The following is a 14,720-nucleotide window of genomic DNA, read 5'->3' on the forward strand; positions in this document are numbered from 1 at the left end:
CCGCACCTGTGCATTTTATGGGTGCCGTCAGCAATTCATGAGAGCAATCGAATGAAAGGCTAATGGCAACAGGACGCCCCCCGCGCGATAAAAGGCACGAGGGGCGTTCTTGTTTTTGGCGCCATGCAGTGGTGCCCCTCAGATGATTGCGCTCATCAGCGGCAGGATTTCATAGCGGAAGCCCTTGCCCGAGCGGACGACGGGGTCGGCATCGGTCACCGCCCTGGCCTCAGTCTCGCTCCCGACGCGCAGGATCAGTAGCCCCCAAGGACCGGCCGGGTCTGCGACCGGGCCGGCCAGGATCATGGTGCCATCGCGAAGTTTGCCGCGAAGGTAGTCGGCATGCCGGCCCATCAGTTCCCTCTCCTCCTCCGTCATGGTGAAGGCGAAGTCAGGCCGAGGCGGGATCAGCCGGCAGTGGAAGATCGATGGCACTGCCGCCTCGCGCGGTTCGTCGTTGCTGGCCATACCTCCTCCTATTCGTCCGGACCGGGCTCCGGCCAGGTTTCTTTCGCCGCCTCCGCATACCAGTGGCGCATCGCCGGCGTCGCCAGCACAGCGTCGACATAGGCACGGGTATCCGGCGCCAGCTCGCCGCCATAGGTGTCGAAGCGGGTGACGATCGGCGCGTACATGGCGTCGGCCGCGGTGAAATGACCAAAAAGGAACGGGCCATCCTTGCCGTATTGTTCCCGGCACTGGCGCCAGATCGCCTCGATGCGCGCCCGCTGCGCCTCGCCTTCGGCATCGAGCGGCTTGTGACCCTTGGGACGGCGCAGGTTCATCGGCCAGCCATAGCGCACCTCGCGAAAGCCGGAATGCATCTCGGTCGCAACCGAGCGAGCCAAGGCACGAGCGCCGATGTCTGAAGGCCACAGCTTCTTTTGCGGAAACAGGTCGGCGAGATATTCAAGGATGGCAAGGGTTTCCCAGACGATCCTGCCATTGTGATTCAGGACTGGCACCAGCCCGGTCGGCGACACTTTTGCCAGATTGGCAAAGGTCTCCGGCGTGCGCAGGCGCACAAAACCTTCCTCGAACGGGATCTCCAGATGCTTCATCGCCACCCATGGCCTGAGCGACCATGAGGAGAAGCATTTGTTGCCGATGGTGAGCTTGAATTCAGCCAAGATGGTCTCCCCAATTTTTCGTCACACTAGCCAGCGGATGCGAGACCAGCAAAGCGTTTCGGCCGCCATGCACTGGTCCAGTCTGCACCCCTGATATCAATGGGCCTGTGCCGCCATTTGCGCCCCAGGCGAGACACCTGCATGAGCGCGGATGGCGGCGACCGCGCTGGCGATCTCCGCATTGACCAGCAGCGCCTCCCGGCCGGCGGCTATGGTGAGATCGACCTGTTCAACCGGCAGTTTCAGGCGCGTTGGAATCAGGTTCAGCTTGACCTGCCTTGCCGGATCGAGATCGGCGAAGGACAGATGCTCGACGACGAGATGGACATCGCGGCAGTTCCAACTGCCCGCCGAGCCGCGATAGGCGGCCACCGTCGCGACCGGCAGACTGCAGCGATAGCGCACCAGCTCGTCCTGCCATTGCGAGACGGCCAGCGTCAGCGCATCGAATTCGTCACGCACCGAGGCCGCCAGCGTTGTGCCGGTCACGGCGCCGAACAGCTGGCTGAGCTTCGGCCCGTGGATCTTCTTGGCCCAGGTCACATCGCGGTCGCTGCCGGCGTCGGCGACGATGAAAAGCAGCGTCCTCAACCTGACGGCGGCGGACGGTGACAGCGGACCATAAGGGGTACCGGCGGCGGAGCGCTCCAGTGTGAAGCCGGTGACGCCGATGTTGTCGGTCAGGCCACCGTCGAGCAGCTTCACAAAGTCGAGTGGATCCTCCTTCTGATAGGAATCGAGCGCCCTGGCATGAGCCCTGAGCCGGGTCGACGCGTTGCGATCGGCCAGCGCCCGCTCCAGCCATTGCGGCCGGTGGTAGTCGCAATGCGGACTGGTGGCGGAGATCACGATCGGTGCGAAGACGACAGGCACGGCGGCGGAGGCGGCAACCGCATCGGCCAGCCGCACCTTGTCGAGATCGCTGCACAGGGCCGCGAAGGTGTCGTAGCTGAACAGGAACGGCGTGCGGTTGTAGATATCGGACGCATTGACCCAGACGATGGGGCGGTCCGGCTTACGGAAGGCCTCGAACGTCGCGCCATCGAAGAGATGGTCGTTCAGCCATTTGGCGAAGCCGCTGCGGTCGTTGACGCCGCCATTGTAGGCGCGCACCAGATTGAGCGGCGACAGCGATGTCCTGAGATCGGCTTCCGCATCCTGGATGAGGAAACGCTCGCGAAAATCCTGATAGCCGTCCTTGCCCCTGTAGCCGAAATAGGCTGCGGCGATGGCGCCGCCGGACGCGCCGGAAATCATCCTGATGTCGTCGACGAGCGTGCGGCGGTACGGCCGCTCGTCGATGACGATCTCGTCCAGCGCCCGCAGCACGCCATAGGAGAAGGCAGCCGCCCTGGTGCCGCCGCCGGAAAAGGCGAGGCCGACCACAGTCGAGCCATCGTCGCCCGGATCGGGAAGGAAGGTCGGCGACGGGTGGCCAACCTTGGAGACCTCGACGTTGATCGGCCCGACATCGTCGGCGACGCAGCCCGCCATCAGCATGGCAGCAGCCAAGGCAAGGTCTGGACGAAAACGCATCCGACACCCCCGGGCCAACTCTCACCTTGCGGCCCGAGCGGAGCCTATCCGGATTGACCCGCCGGGCGCAACCGGCGCCGTCGGCAAGACAGACGTGTGGAACCAGAAGCACGCCGGCCCGTTTGCCTCTCGCGAATGAAGCACCGGAATTCAAAATCCCAGGAGATGCAAAAATGGTGAACAAGGATCAGGTCGCGGGCGTGGCCAAGCAGGTCAAGGGCTCGATCAAGCAAGCCGCCGGCAAAGCCACCGGCAATCGGCAGACGCAGGCCGAGGGCACGGCTGACAAGATCGCCGGCAAGGTACAAAAAGCCTATGGCGACGTGAAGGACAACATCAGGAAGGCGCTCTAACACAGCACCGCGGAACGCTTTGACGATCGAGGAAAGGCGGCCTCTCAGGCCGCCTTTTCATGTGTTCCAGCCTTTGCTGAAGGCATTGGTGAAAGTCATGGCGCCATGGTCGTCGGTGGCCTCGCCTAACACAACATCCATGCCGTCACTGGTCACCCGCGCGACAGCGAAACCGCCCATATAGGCGGCCTTCGGCTTGAACAGATCGAGGCCGTCACGGCGGTAGATCAGCGGCGTGTCGTGCTGGTGGCCATGGAAGATGGCGACGACATTGTAGCCCTTCAGCGCCGAAAGCAGCGCCTGGCGGTCGGGCTCGCTCCACCAGTGCGGCGCGCCGTTGCCGTCATCGTCATAGGTCCTTTTGGCGGCATCCCAGCGCTCGGTCGAAAAAGTATCCCAGCCATAGTGCTGGAACAGGATGACAGGGCGGCCGTCCGCTGCGTAGGTCGCCAGATCCTGCTTCAGCCATGGCAGGCTGGAGATGGCGCCGTGGCCGGTGTCGCCGGCGAAACGGTGCGTCTGGACGAGATGCAGGCCGCCCCAATCCCACGAATAGCAGTCGGTATCGACATCATAGTCGGTCGCCGGCACCGGCGGCTTGAAGAACACGCCGGCGCGGTGATTGACCTCGACATAGTCGCGCATTTCGCGGCGGTACCAGTCGACATGGTGCGGCGGGCCGTTCTGATCGAGGTCGTGGTTGCCGAGCCCGACATAGACCGGCATGTGCACGCGGTCGGGGCCAACGCCTTGGCTGTAGCGCTGGCTGAACTGCAGCAGCTGCGTGCCTTCGCTGGGCTGGGTGATCTGGCCGCCGCCATCATCGGTGATGTCGCCGCCGACGACGAGGCCGAGCGGCGTGCCGATACTGCTGCCGGCCGAACGCAGGCCGGTGGCGACGCCATTGATTTCCGCCGGCCAGTCCTTGTCACCGAGGCCGTTCAGCGCGGCGACGCTGCGCAGCAAGGCGGCGTCGGTCTTGCCTTCCTGCTGGCAGTTGGGGCTCAAGCCGCTGGCCATGCGGCAGGCGTGGATATCAGCAACGAACAGAAAGGTGGCGTCGATGGGCGCAATGCGCTGCCCGGTCTGGCTGAGCGCCGGGCGCGCGACAGCGCCGGCCACGACAAACCCCGCTGCCTGCGCTAGGAAGCCGCGCCGGGAGACCAATTCTTGCGAAAGGCGATTCATCATGGCGCGAAATTCAGCACAGCCGGCAACGGTTCGTCCAGTTTTGCGCGCGGGTCACAAGACCTGCCAGCCATCGACAGCGTGTTGCGGGTCTGTCATTTCTACGCGCGCTAACGTTCAGCTTGTACGGGGACGCCATGAAAGCTGCACCTATCGGCATGATGCTGGCCGCATTGCTGTCGGCGGGTGTCGCCGATGCCGCCGGTTGCATCGACGCGAAATCCGCCAAGGCCGGCTTCGTGCTGGAAATGCCCGGCATCCGCAGCGAGTTCCGGCCGGCAGCGGGCGGTATGGTTTCCGTCGCCAACACATACCAATCCGAATCGCCGCAGACACAGTTCCTGTTCGGCGGCTTGATCGAGGTGTTTCGCGACAGCGATACGGGTCGGCTGGCGATGATCCCGTTTTCCGATCTGCGAAAATTGTTCCCGCTGAAGACGGGAGCGAAGAGCACGATCGAATTTGTCGAGCTGTCGCCGAACAAGCAGCCGAAGAGCACCAAGACGCTGACTTTGACCGTCAAAGGCAAGGAGGCGTTCAGCCTCGGCGACTGCAAATACAATGTTCTTGCCGTCAAAGAGACCTTCAAGAACGGGGCCGGCGAGACGCTGGATACGTTCACCGCGCTCTATTCACCCGATCTGCAAGCAGCGCTCGCCCGGCGCTACGATGAAGGCACCAGCGCGGAATCGGTGAACGGTTATACGAAGATCAAACCGCTGCCTAATTAGTGGATTGAATCGTACGCTTGGCACGGCGCCGCAGAATTGGCTGCCTGGCCGCCGTCTGGATATCCGTTCCTTCGGTTGTCACCGCTGGCTGTCCGCGACGCGATCAATGGCGTCGGTCAGTCGTTTCCGCTCCTTGTTGATCCACTGACCCTCCGAGTAGTTCTGGAGAAACGTCTCAGCGAACTCCACAGGGTTCTCCCCGACGACGGCGCGGATCGGGGTTCCATTCACGACGCTCTGCTCGAAGAGGTCGGCGAGATCCTCCAGCATCGACACCAAGGTGTCGCCTTTCGTTATCGCCCCGAAGTACATCAGGTACCGATCCAGCGCATCGATCGCGGCGCGATAGTTAGCGGGAAGCTGTTGCGTGCGCGCTTTGTACTGCCGGTAGCGCTTCTTCTGCTCGAGCGCCCCTGTGATCTGCTCGATCCATCCTGTGGCCATGTCTATTTCCTTTCTGCGTGGAGCTGTTCGAGCCGTTCTGCGAGGAAGTTCCACGTCCTCCAGAACTCTTCGAGATAGTCCCGTCCCTGAGCGTTGAGCGAATAGACCTTGCGCGGCGGCCCCATCTGGGACGGGATCTTGTGCACGTCGACGAGGCCCTTTTGCTCGTTCCTGACGAGCAGGGCGTAGACGGTGCCTTCGGCGATGTCGGAGAAGCCCTGCTCTCGCAACCGTGCCGTGATCTCGTAGCCGTACGCCGGCTGCGCGGACAGAATCGCGAGGATGATGCCCTCGAGCGTGCCCTTGAGCATCTCTGTCATCTGCTTGCCCACGCAACCTCCTCTGGCTATTCAGTGTTACTGACTACAGGTATATAGCGTCACTGAATAGTGGTCGTCAAGTGCGACGTTGCCTGATTGTCGAGGATGGCGTGGCCGTCTTGCCAGGCGGGGCCTCGCGCTCGACGGCGTTGAGGACGCGGATGAATCGGTAGAACCGGCGGGCCAGCGCCGTTCGTCTGGCCGCTAAGGCCCTGGTCGCAGCAGTACCCTGCGACGTCGTCTGGCTCTCGCTCCGTCCTGGACGGATGGAGCCGAGCTGGTCACGCGCTGCAATTCCTCCAGGCAGTCGCGCAGCACGTTGGAATCCTGCGCCGTCTTGGCCATCGACATGGCGCCGGAGTAGGTGGCGACGGTCAGTGCTGCAAAGCGCTGCGCATCGGTGCCTTGCTCCCTGCCCGCTTGCTGGTCGGCCCTGACCTTGTCAGCGATCGCCTGGCGCCACGCGGAAAAGATGTGGGCCAAGGCAACGCGAAAATCCGGGTCGGCCAGCGACAGTTCGTGCGCCAGATTGTTGAGCGGGCAGCCGCTCACGAAGCCCTGCTGGTCCAGTTCCTCAGCCACAGCTGCGAAGACGCCGCGCACGCCCTCGCGCGCCGAGCCCGCCACCAGCAGCGGAACGATCCAGGTTTCTTCGACCGCTGCGGCCACACGCTCCTCGATCACGGCAAGCGCCAGCGCCTTCTTGGTCGGGAAATGGTGGTGCAGCGCGCCGCCGGTAACACCTGCCGCCGCCATCAGGTCGCCCATGCTGGAGGCATTGTAGCCGCGCGCCTGAAACGACGCTTCGGCGACGTCCAGAACCTTGTTGCGCACGCCTTCGGGGTCGTTGGTACGTTTGGATGACCGCCCTTTCGGACGCCCGGCAATCTCTGCTGACATCTGCACACGATAGCAGATTGACAAAACAGGACAATCGGTCTGTTTTATAAACCGGATGATCATCCTGTTTTGGAGGCGACGCAGTGAACTTGCCCTTAGCTGCCCCTACGAGATCCGCCCTGCTCGCTTCGCCAGTCGTCGAACTCCGGCAATACACGCTGAAGCCCGGCAAGCGCGATACGCTGATCGATATCTTCGACACCCACCTGATCGAAGGCCAGGAAGATGCGGGGATGACCATCATCGGTCAGTTCCGCGACCTTGACCGGCCTGACATGTTCGTCTGGATGCGTGGTTTCGACGGCATGGAGGCGCGGAAAGACGCACTGACCGCTTTCTATGAAGGGCCGGTGTGGGGTGCCTACAGCAATGCCGCCAATGCCACGATGATCGATTCCGACGATGTGCTGCAGCTGAAGCCGGCATGGCCGGGCGCCGGCTTCGACCTGTCGGGGTTGCAACGGCCAGTACCGGCATCGGCAGCCCATCAAGACGCCGACGTCGAAAAATTGAACGGTGACAGTCGCTTGAAGGGTATCGTTGTCATGCAGATTCATCATTTGCGGGAGGGCGCGCAGGCCGGCTTTGCCGAAAACTTCGAGGCCTTGGCCGTCCCAACGCTCAAGGCGCTCGGCGCAAAGCTGCTCGCCGCCTTCGTCACCGAACACGCCGAAAACAGTTTCCCCCGCTTGCCGGTGCGAACATCCGAAAACGTCTTCATCAGCGTCACCGGTTTCGACAACATCGAGGCGCACGCCCGCCATGAAGCGGCCTTGGCGAACGCGCCGAAGTGGCAGGCATTTCTGCAAGCAGCGCAGTCGGCCATCGCCAAACCAACCGAAACCTTGCGCCTGTCGGCGACCTCGCAATCGCTGCTGAGGTAGCCCCTCGTATCAGGCCCCTGCCCTGAATTTGCCGGTGATGGCGGCGGCGACGAGTGCCGGATCCTCCCAGTGCGGATTGTGGCCGCAGCCTTCAAGGCGGACGAAGTCGGAACCTGGAAGCGCGCGCAGCAGCGCTCGCTGATGCGCCTCGCCGAACAGCGGATCGACTGCGCCGCCAATGATCAGCGTCTTCTGCCGCACGGCCGACGCCGCACCGGCCAGATCAGCGCTGCGAAGCTGTTCTAGGATCAGCCGCCAGCGCGCAGCCGGCATTGCAGAGGCCTCCTGCGCCATCAATGCCAGGAAGGCCTGCGGCACGCCGGGCCCGCAGGCATGCCACCACGCATAGAACGGGTCGGCAGGCGAGATCGGGTCGCGCAAGGCCCGGACGCCGCTCACCATTTGATGGTCCTGCGAGATGCCGGGCTTCAGCGTTCCCGCCACCAGCACCAGCCCACCGATCAGCTCGCCATACTTGGCTGCCGCCTCGACGGCGATCATGGCGCCAAGCGAATGGCCGACGAGAACCGGCCGTTCGAGCCGCAACCGCGCGATCAGCCCGGCAATGTCGTCGGCGAAGTCCGCAGGCCGGAAAGCGCGCGATCCGGCCTCTGAAGCGCCATGGCCGCGCAGGTCCGGGATGACCAGCCTGCGGCCTGCCAGATGCAGCACCAGCAGCGAAAAGCTGCGGCTGGTATCGGTGAAGCCATGGATCAGCAGCAGGGCCGGCTCGGCGCCGGGGATTTCGATGCAAGCCATGGCGAGGCCACCGACATCGACCATGTGCTTGCGGCCGGCCCACTCTTCCTGCCCGGCCTCCAGTCCAGAGGAATTCACAGGCCGAGCTTTTCCTTCACCGCGGCCAGGCCAGGCTTGCCGTCGAAACTGGTGACCCCGGCCAACCAGGCGTCGAGACGGCCCTTGTTCAGGGTGATTGCCTTCAGTGCGGCCTCTTCAGGCTTCATGCCGTCATTGATCAGATAGCCCATGCCGACATTCTCGAAGTCGACGTCGAAGACGAGATTCTTCAAGAGTTGCGCGACGTTCGGGCATTCCTGCAGATAGCCCTTGCGCACCTGCGTCGACACTGTTGCTGCGCCGAAATTCGGGCCGTAGAACTTGTCGCCGCCGGTCAGATACTTGAAGTCGTACATTGTGTTCATCGGATGCGGCGCCCAGGCCTGGAAGACGATGAACTGCTTTTCCTTGATCTCGTAGCCGACCTCCGACAGCATGCCGGCTTCGCTCGACTCGACCACCTGCCAGCCATCGAGGCCGAGCGAAGGATCGGCGATGGCATCCATCATCAGCTGGTTCGATCCGGGCTCGATGCCGTACATCTTCTTGCCGAACTTGTCGGCGAATTTGTGCAGGTCGGAGAAGTCCTTGACGCCAGCCTCCCAGACATAGGTGGGCACCGCGAAAGTGTATTTGGCACCTTCGAGATTGACGCGCACATTCTCGATCGAGCCGTCCTTCTTGTAAGGCGCATAGTAAACGACGKTGGCGGGATCCCAATAGCCAAGGAACGCGTCCAGGTCCTTGTTCTTCATGCCCTCATAGATGACGTTCATGCCGAGCACATCGCTTTTCGCCTGATAGCCGAGCGCGTCAAGCAGGACGCTGGCGATCCCCGTGGTGAAGGCGAGATCGTTCCAGCCGGGTTCGGCCATGCGTACCGTCTTGCACTGCTCGGTCTCGCCCGCGTGGGCGGCGTGAGATGCCAGCGCCAGCGCTGCCAGACAGACGCCAGTTGCAAAGATGCGTTGCATTTCGGTTCTCCTCATTGTGCTATGTTGACCATTTGGTCTAATTATTGTCCCAACGGTCAATTGTTGATCTAAATGGACGAAAATGTCAACTTGGATTCGTGATGCATGGATCGAACCCGTGAAACTGACTCGTCTTAGCGACATACGCCGCAAGGAACTGCGGCAGGCGGCTTTCGCTGTCCTGCAGCGCGAAGGCATTGCCGGAGCGACCTTGGAAAAGGTCGCCTCCCAGGCCGGTGCATCGAAGGGCATCGTGCTGCATTATTTCCGCAACAAGCAGGAATTGTTCGAGCACGCGATGCGCGAGGCCAACGTCGTCCTGCGTGATGCGGTGATCGCACGGCTTCGCCGGGCACGGACTCCGATGGAGCGCCTGGATGCGGTGATCGAAGGCAATTTCGAGCCGCATTTGTTTCAGCCTCCACTCTGCCATGCGTGGCTTTCGCTCTGCGCCGAGGTGCCGCGCGACGAGAATCTGGCACGTATCCAGAAGGTGATCCACGCGCGCATGCGCTCTAACCTTTTGTCCGGCCTGCGCGGTCTTGCCCCGCCCAGGGAGGCCGAGGACATCGCGCTTGGCGTCTCCGCGCTGATCGACGGGCTCTGGCTGCGGCTCGCCCTGCGGCCGGGAAGTGTGTCGCGCGAACAGGCTATCCGCCAGGTCAAGGATCATGTCGCCGCGCGGCTGGTCTTCCGGGAAGCCTTGCCTAGCGACGGAGCAGCAGTAGCCTCTGGCCGGCGGTCTGGCGAAGTTCATACTGTGCGATAGGCCAATGACTTGACCACGACTGCCGGCAGCGCTGCTCTGACCGTGCGGCGGGTGGCGAGAGCGCGCAGGAGTATTCGATGAGATTGGGCGGCAAACGGGCGCTGGTCACCGGCGGTTCGGACGGCATCGGCCTGGCCATCGCCGAGGCCTTTTTGCGCGAGGGTGCTGAGGTTCTCATCGTCGGCCGCGACGCCAGAAAACTCAGCGCCGCTCGCGACAAACTCGGCGCCGGCGTCGAAACGCTGTCGGCAGACCTTGCCACATCAGCCGGCATCGACGCCGTGGTCGCGCAGGTGAAGAAATCCGGTCGGCCGCTCGATATCCTGGTCAACAATGCCGGCGTAGCGTTCCTGGTGGCGTTCGATACGGTCAGCGAAGAGCAGTTCCAACAATCCTTCGCGCTGAATGTGACGGCGGCGTTCTTCCTCACCCAGCGCCTGCTGCCGCATCTCACGCCAACCGGCGCCTCGGTGATCAACATCTCGTCCTACTTCGCCAACAAGATGATCCCGAAGCGGCCGTCGAGCCTCTATTCGCTGTCGAAGGGCGCGCTGAATTCGCTGACCAAATCGCTGGCCTTTGAGCTCGGCCCGCGCGGCATCAGGGTAAATGCCATCGCACCCGGCACCGTCGACACCGCCATGCGGCGCAAATCGATCGAAAACCTGCCTGCGGAAGTGCAGGCAGAGCTGAAGACCTATGTCGAGCGCAGCTACCCGCTCGGCCGCATCGGCCAGACCAAGGACCTCGCCGGCATAGCCGTGTATCTGGCCAGCGACGAGGCGACGTGGACCAGCGGTGGCATTTTTGCCATCGACGGGGGCTATACGGCGGGGTGATGTGCGGTCGCTATGAGCCGCCAGAGTCCCTGAAACCAAGCACTCCAACAGCTTCGAGCATCTGATCGCGAACCCAGCGATGCGGCGGCTCGTCGTCGTGACGCGCGTGCCAGTACATCCTGACTTCAGGAACGGAAATGGGGACCGGCGGTTCAAAGATGGCGAGCGGCAGGCTCTTCGCCGCCCAAACCGCGAACTGCATGGGAACCGCGGCAAGATAGTTTCCGTTTGCCACCGCCAGCGCGACAGCCTGAAAGTGCGGCAACGCCAGGCTCACACGACGCGTTCGCCCGATCCTGCCGAGCGCCTCGTCGGTAGAGCCCGACATCGAACCGTCGATGGAGCGAAGAACGTGGGGCAGTTCGCAGAAAAGGTCGATCGGCAGCCGCTCGCTGTCCGCAATCCCGCTCTGCCTGATTGCGGCGTTGTCCCTCGCCGCAATGATTGCGAATGGCGAATGGAATAGCGGCGTGCTGGAGACCCAGTCGGAAACCTCCAGTGGGCGTTCGAGTGCCGCGTCGATTTCATCCTCCTGGAGCAGCCTCGAAACGTCGCCCCGCGCGCTGTCCAGAAAGCGGAACGACACGCGGGGCGCCATTTCGGCGACACGTGCCGCCAGAAACGGCATCAGCATCATGGAGAAGAAGTCCGCGCCCATCAGCGTGAAGGTTCGGTCAAGCTCCGCCGGATCGAAGGTTTTCGTGGACTGGAAGACACGTTCGATTTCGCGAAGCGCCACGCGCAACGGCTCCGCCAGGCTCTCGGCCCGCGGCGTCGGCACCATCTCATTGCCGCGCCGCACGAACAGCTGGTCCTTGAGGACATGCCGCAGGCGATTGAGCGCAGCGCTGACCGCAGGCTGGCTGAGGCCGATCTGCTCGCCGGCACGTGTAACGCTTCTTTCCCGCAAAAGCGCGTCGAACACCCGGACAAGATTGAGGTCGAGCGCGTTCAAATTCATCGCATTAATTCATCCCATACGATCATTCGATTTCCGTTGCGGGCATGTCCTTGGTTAGGTCGTCGTCAGCGCCACCCAGTCGGCACAGGCGACAAAAGGAGCAGAAAGCCATGACAATGACCCCCGGGACGATCACAGGCAAGGAACTCTTCTGGTTCAACAACACACTCATCGCGATCCACATCCCGTCGGCCGCGGGAGAGGACGGCATCTGCGTCGTCGAGCATTGCATGCCGTATGGCGACTCTGCGCCGCTGCATGTGCATCGCCAGGAAGATGAGGTGTTTCATGTTCTGGAGGGGCGGATGCGCTTTCAGATCGACGGCCAGGAACGGCTTGCTGGCCCCGGCGATACAGTCATCGCACCGAAAGGCCTGCCGCACACCTACCGGGTCGAGTCGCGCGAAGGCGCGCGCACACTCACCGTCACGCGCGGTGCGGATTTCGAAACGCTGCTGCGCCAGGCGGGTCGCCCTGCCGAGCGGCCGGAATTGCCACCCCAGACGGAACCGACGCCGGAAATCATCGCGGCTCTGGTGCAGCTCTGCGCAAAGAACGGCATCGATATTGTCGGGCCGCCGCTGGGGTGAGTTGCTTGTCTCCCCCCTTGAGGGGGAGATGGCCGGCAGGCCAGAGGGGGTCGCTGCGCGTGATGCGCCAGCTTCCTGTGGCGGCGACAGGGGCCGCGTCAAGACGTACCGACCCCCTCTGTCGCCTTCGGCGACATCTCCCCCTCGAGGGGGGGAGATTACCTTCGCCTTCAACCGATTTGCATCCTCGGCCATCGCAATCTCCGCTTGAAGCGATTTGTGCAACGCGATACGCCGTTGCCGAATTCGTCATTCGGAGAGAGCCGTGAGCGCCCCAAAGACCAGAACCGAAACCGACACGTTCGGTCCCATCGAGGTCGCCGCCGACCGCTACTGGGGCGCGCAGGCGCAGCGTTCCCTCGGCAATTTTAGGATCGGCTGGGAAAAGCAGCCGGCCTCGGTCGTGCGCGCGCTTGGCATCGTCAAGCGGGCAGCGGCCGAAGCCAATATGGAGCTGAAGCGGCTCGACCCGGCACTCGGCAAGGCGATCGTCGAAGCCTCCCAGGAGGTCATCGACGGCAAGCTCAACGAGCATTTCCCGCTGGTCGTCTGGCAGACCGGCTCGGGCACGCAGTCCAACATGAACGCCAATGAGGTGATCTCCAACCGGGCGATCGAGATGCTGGGCGGCGTCATGGGCTCGAAGAAGCCGGTGCACCCCAACGACCACGTCAATATGAGCCAGTCGTCGAACGACACCTACCCGACGGCCATGCACATCGCCTGCGCCGAGCGCATCGTGCACGACCTGCTGCCGGCGCTGAAGCATCTGCATGCAGCACTCGAAGCCAAGACGAAGGCGTTCGCCCATATCATCAAGATCGGCCGCACCCACACGCAGGACGCGACGCCCCTGACGCTGGGCCAGGAATTTTCCGGCTATGCGGCGCAGGTCGCCTCGTCGATCAAGCGCATCGAGCTGACGCTGCCCGGCCTGCAGGAACTGGCGCAGGGCGGCACCGCCGTCGGCACCGGCCTCAACGCGCCGGTCGGATTTGCCGAAAAAGTGGCGGCGCGCATTGCCGATATCACCGGCATCGGCTTCGTCACCGCACCGAACAAGTTCGAAGCGCTGGCGGCCCACGATTCCATGGTGTTTTCGCATGGCGCCATCAACGCGGCCGCCGCTGCCCTGTTCAAGATCGCCAACGACATCCGCTTCCTCGGCTCCGGCCCGCGCTCCGGCCTTGGCGAACTGTCTCTGCCGGAAAACGAACCGGGCTCGTCGATCATGCCCGGCAAGGTCAACCCGACGCAGTGCGAGGCTCTGACGCAGGTCTGCGTCCAGGTGTTCGGCAACAATGCGGCGTTGACCTTCGCCGGCAGCCAGGGCCATTTCGAGCTCAACGTCTACAATCCGCTGATGGCCTATAACTTCCTGCAGTCGGTGCAACTGCTGGCCGACGCCTCGGTGTCCTTCACCGACAATTGCGTCGTCGGCATCGAGGCGCGGGAAGACAACATCAAGGCGGCACTCGACCGCTCGCTGATGCTGGTGACGGCACTGGCGCCGACCATTGGCTACGACAATGCGGCCAAGATCGCCAAGACCGCGCACAAGAAGGGCACGACCCTGCGCGAGGAAGCGCTGGCAACCGGACTGGTCAGCGAGGCCGACTACGACCGGCTGGTGCGGCCCGAAGACATGACGCATCCGGGCTGAAGTCACACTCGATCACAAAAGCGTTATCTCGGTGAACGAACTGTCGCCGGATAGGCATCTTTGGTGAACAGTCGACCTGAACTATTTGGAGGAGGTATTCGCAACCTCCCGGAGAGTCACCATGTCCATCAACAGTTCAGTCGCCGGTTCCGGCGCCGCTTCCAATGCCTCAACCACAATCCTGCTCGGCCGCATCCTGCTCGCGGTCATCTTCCTGCTTTCCGGTTTCGGCAAGCTCACCGCGATTGCCGGCACCGCCGGCTACTTCGGTAGCCTCGGCCTGCCGTTGCCGACCGTGACGGCAATCGTCGTTGGCCTGATCGAGCTTGTCGGCGGTCTCGCCATCCTCGTCGGTTTCCAGACCCGCATCGCCGCCTGGGTGCTCGCCATCTTCACCGTCGCCACCGGGCTGGTCGCCCACACCGGCTGGGCCGACCAGATGCAGATGATCCAGTTTCTCAAGAATCTCGCCATTACGGGCGGGTTCATCCTGCTGGCCTCCTCGGGTGCCGGTGCCTATTCGATCGACGCCAAGCGCGCCTGAAGCCCAATCACAAGCAGTGCAACATGGGGGTCCGGAATTTTCCGGGCCCCTTTTTCGTTGTCTGTGCGTGCGTCCCCGTCAGCCGATTCCTGCTAG

Annotated in this window: 18 protein-coding genes; 8 read left to right on the forward strand and 10 right to left on the reverse strand. The window is 63.0% G+C overall.

Features of this window, described 5'->3' with window-relative positions; translation table 11 throughout:
* Positions 1-138 precede the first annotated feature (138 nt).
* From AC1DXN_RS11190 to AC1DXN_RS11200, 3 genes are all read right to left on the reverse strand, one after another.
* Complete coding sequence (locus tag AC1DXN_RS11190; RefSeq protein WP_477273685.1) at positions 139-468, reverse strand: YciI family protein; 330 nt, start codon at positions 466-468, stop codon at positions 139-141.
* Between the two features lie 8 nt (positions 469-476).
* Entirely contained in the window at positions 477-1,130 is a 654-nt protein-coding gene (locus AC1DXN_RS11195; protein ID WP_477273687.1) for a glutathione S-transferase family protein, read from the reverse strand.
* Positions 1,131-1,226: 96 nt separating this feature from the next.
* The gene (locus AC1DXN_RS11200; RefSeq protein WP_477273689.1) at positions 1,227-2,666 is read right to left on the reverse strand and encodes a patatin-like phospholipase family protein; all 1,440 of its coding nucleotides are present in this window, start codon (positions 2,664-2,666) and stop codon (positions 1,227-1,229) included.
* 173 nt (positions 2,667-2,839) lie between these two features.
* Here AC1DXN_RS11200 and AC1DXN_RS11205 point away from each other — a divergent pair, with 173 nt between their 5' ends.
* Positions 2,840-3,019 (forward strand): CsbD family protein, encoded by a 180-nt coding sequence (locus AC1DXN_RS11205; RefSeq protein WP_477273690.1) that lies wholly within the window; start codon positions 2,840-2,842, stop codon positions 3,017-3,019.
* Between the two features lie 57 nt (positions 3,020-3,076).
* Here AC1DXN_RS11205 and AC1DXN_RS11210 read toward each other — a convergent pair whose 3' ends face one another.
* Positions 3,077-4,210, reverse strand: a complete 1,134-nt coding sequence (locus AC1DXN_RS11210) for a metallophosphoesterase (RefSeq protein WP_477273692.1) — start codon at positions 4,208-4,210, stop codon at positions 3,077-3,079.
* A gap of 134 nt (positions 4,211-4,344) precedes the next feature.
* Here AC1DXN_RS11210 and AC1DXN_RS11215 point away from each other — a divergent pair, with 134 nt between their 5' ends.
* Positions 4,345-4,938 carry a hypothetical protein gene (locus AC1DXN_RS11215; protein ID WP_477273694.1) on the forward strand — a complete coding sequence of 198 codons (594 nt, stop codon included), beginning with the start codon at positions 4,345-4,347 and terminating at the stop codon, positions 4,936-4,938.
* A gap of 78 nt (positions 4,939-5,016) precedes the next feature.
* Here AC1DXN_RS11215 and AC1DXN_RS11220 read toward each other — a convergent pair whose 3' ends face one another.
* The 3 genes from AC1DXN_RS11220 to AC1DXN_RS11230 all read right to left on the reverse strand — a co-directional run bounded on the left by AC1DXN_RS11220 (position 5,017) and on the right by AC1DXN_RS11230 (position 6,536).
* Positions 5,017-5,382: a DUF1048 domain-containing protein gene (locus tag AC1DXN_RS11220; RefSeq protein WP_477273696.1), complete on the reverse strand. Its 366-nt coding sequence runs from the start codon at positions 5,380-5,382 to the stop codon at positions 5,017-5,019.
* A 2-nt stretch (positions 5,383-5,384) separates the two neighbouring features.
* Entirely contained in the window at positions 5,385-5,714 is a 330-nt protein-coding gene (locus tag AC1DXN_RS11225) for a PadR family transcriptional regulator (protein WP_477273698.1), read from the reverse strand.
* Positions 5,715-5,906: 192 nt separating this feature from the next.
* Entirely contained in the window at positions 5,907-6,536 is a 630-nt protein-coding gene (locus AC1DXN_RS11230) for a TetR/AcrR family transcriptional regulator (RefSeq protein WP_477273700.1), read from the reverse strand.
* A gap of 149 nt (positions 6,537-6,685) precedes the next feature.
* Between AC1DXN_RS11230 and AC1DXN_RS11235 the strand changes: the two genes are divergently transcribed.
* Positions 6,686-7,486, forward strand: a complete 801-nt coding sequence (locus AC1DXN_RS11235; RefSeq protein WP_477273702.1) for an NIPSNAP family protein — start codon at positions 6,686-6,688, stop codon at positions 7,484-7,486.
* A gap of 9 nt (positions 7,487-7,495) precedes the next feature.
* On the opposite strand, the gene AC1DXN_RS11240 is transcribed toward AC1DXN_RS11235, so the two are convergent.
* Positions 7,496-8,323, reverse strand: coding sequence for an alpha/beta fold hydrolase (locus tag AC1DXN_RS11240; RefSeq protein ID WP_477273704.1), 828 nt, complete (start codon positions 8,321-8,323; stop codon positions 7,496-7,498).
* Entirely contained in the window at positions 8,320-9,258 is a 939-nt protein-coding gene (gene choX / locus AC1DXN_RS11245) for a choline ABC transporter substrate-binding protein (protein ID WP_477421545.1), read from the reverse strand. The genes AC1DXN_RS11240 and choX overlap by 4 nt, the downstream gene beginning before the upstream one ends.
* Before the next feature lie 82 nt (positions 9,259-9,340).
* Between choX and betI the strand changes: the two genes are divergently transcribed.
* Positions 9,341-10,027 carry a choline-binding transcriptional repressor BetI gene (gene betI, locus AC1DXN_RS11250; protein WP_477273707.1) on the forward strand — a complete coding sequence of 229 codons (687 nt, stop codon included), beginning with the start codon at positions 9,341-9,343 and terminating at the stop codon, positions 10,025-10,027.
* Between the two features lie 77 nt (positions 10,028-10,104).
* A complete protein-coding gene (locus AC1DXN_RS11255; protein ID WP_477273709.1) occupies positions 10,105-10,866 on the forward strand; it encodes an SDR family NAD(P)-dependent oxidoreductase in 762 nt (253 codons plus the stop codon).
* A gap of 10 nt (positions 10,867-10,876) precedes the next feature.
* Here AC1DXN_RS11255 and AC1DXN_RS11260 read toward each other — a convergent pair whose 3' ends face one another.
* A complete protein-coding gene (locus AC1DXN_RS11260; protein WP_477273711.1) occupies positions 10,877-11,827 on the reverse strand; it encodes a LysR family transcriptional regulator in 951 nt (316 codons plus the stop codon).
* Positions 11,828-11,943: 116 nt separating this feature from the next.
* Here AC1DXN_RS11260 and AC1DXN_RS11265 point away from each other — a divergent pair, with 116 nt between their 5' ends.
* The 3 genes from AC1DXN_RS11265 (at position 11,944) to AC1DXN_RS11275 (ending at position 14,624) form a co-directional block, all read left to right on the forward strand.
* Positions 11,944-12,417, forward strand: coding sequence for a cupin domain-containing protein (locus AC1DXN_RS11265; protein ID WP_477242561.1), 474 nt, complete (start codon positions 11,944-11,946; stop codon positions 12,415-12,417).
* A 265-nt stretch (positions 12,418-12,682) separates the two neighbouring features.
* Complete coding sequence (gene fumC, locus AC1DXN_RS11270) at positions 12,683-14,080, forward strand: class II fumarate hydratase (RefSeq protein WP_477273713.1); 1,398 nt, start codon at positions 12,683-12,685, stop codon at positions 14,078-14,080.
* A gap of 121 nt (positions 14,081-14,201) precedes the next feature.
* Entirely contained in the window at positions 14,202-14,624 is a 423-nt protein-coding gene (locus tag AC1DXN_RS11275; RefSeq protein ID WP_477273715.1) for a DoxX family protein, read from the forward strand.
* Positions 14,625-14,720: the final 96 nt, after the last annotated feature.

It is taken from the genome of Mesorhizobium sp. P2_H9, from assembly GCF_056403215.1.

What these genes read in the sequence shown, in the direction of transcription:
- AC1DXN_RS11220 (WP_477273696.1), bottom strand. Translation starts at nt 5,382, where the DNA reads ATGGCCACAGGATGGATCGAGCAGATCACAGGGGCGCTCGAGCAGAAG.
- AC1DXN_RS11260 (WP_477273711.1), bottom strand. Translation starts at nt 11,827, where the DNA reads ATGAATTTGAACGCGCTCGACCTCAATCTTGTCCGGGTGTTCGACGCG.
- AC1DXN_RS11255 (WP_477273709.1), top strand. Translation starts at nt 10,105, where the DNA reads ATGAGATTGGGCGGCAAACGGGCGCTGGTCACCGGCGGTTCGGACGGC.
- AC1DXN_RS11205 (WP_477273690.1), top strand. Translation starts at nt 2,840, where the DNA reads ATGGTGAACAAGGATCAGGTCGCGGGCGTGGCCAAGCAGGTCAAGGGC.
- AC1DXN_RS11275 (WP_477273715.1), top strand. Translation starts at nt 14,202, where the DNA reads ATGTCCATCAACAGTTCAGTCGCCGGTTCCGGCGCCGCTTCCAATGCC.
- AC1DXN_RS11200 (WP_477273689.1), bottom strand. Translation starts at nt 2,666, where the DNA reads ATGCGTTTTCGTCCAGACCTTGCCTTGGCTGCTGCCATGCTGATGGCG.
- AC1DXN_RS11265 (WP_477242561.1), top strand. Translation starts at nt 11,944, where the DNA reads ATGACCCCCGGGACGATCACAGGCAAGGAACTCTTCTGGTTCAACAAC.
- betI (WP_477273707.1), top strand. Translation starts at nt 9,341, where the DNA reads ATGTCAACTTGGATTCGTGATGCATGGATCGAACCCGTGAAACTGACT.
- AC1DXN_RS11190 (WP_477273685.1), bottom strand. Translation starts at nt 468, where the DNA reads ATGGCCAGCAACGACGAACCGCGCGAGGCGGCAGTGCCATCGATCTTC.
- AC1DXN_RS11210 (WP_477273692.1), bottom strand. Translation starts at nt 4,210, where the DNA reads ATGATGAATCGCCTTTCGCAAGAATTGGTCTCCCGGCGCGGCTTCCTA.
- AC1DXN_RS11215 (WP_477273694.1), top strand. Translation starts at nt 4,345, where the DNA reads ATGAAAGCTGCACCTATCGGCATGATGCTGGCCGCATTGCTGTCGGCG.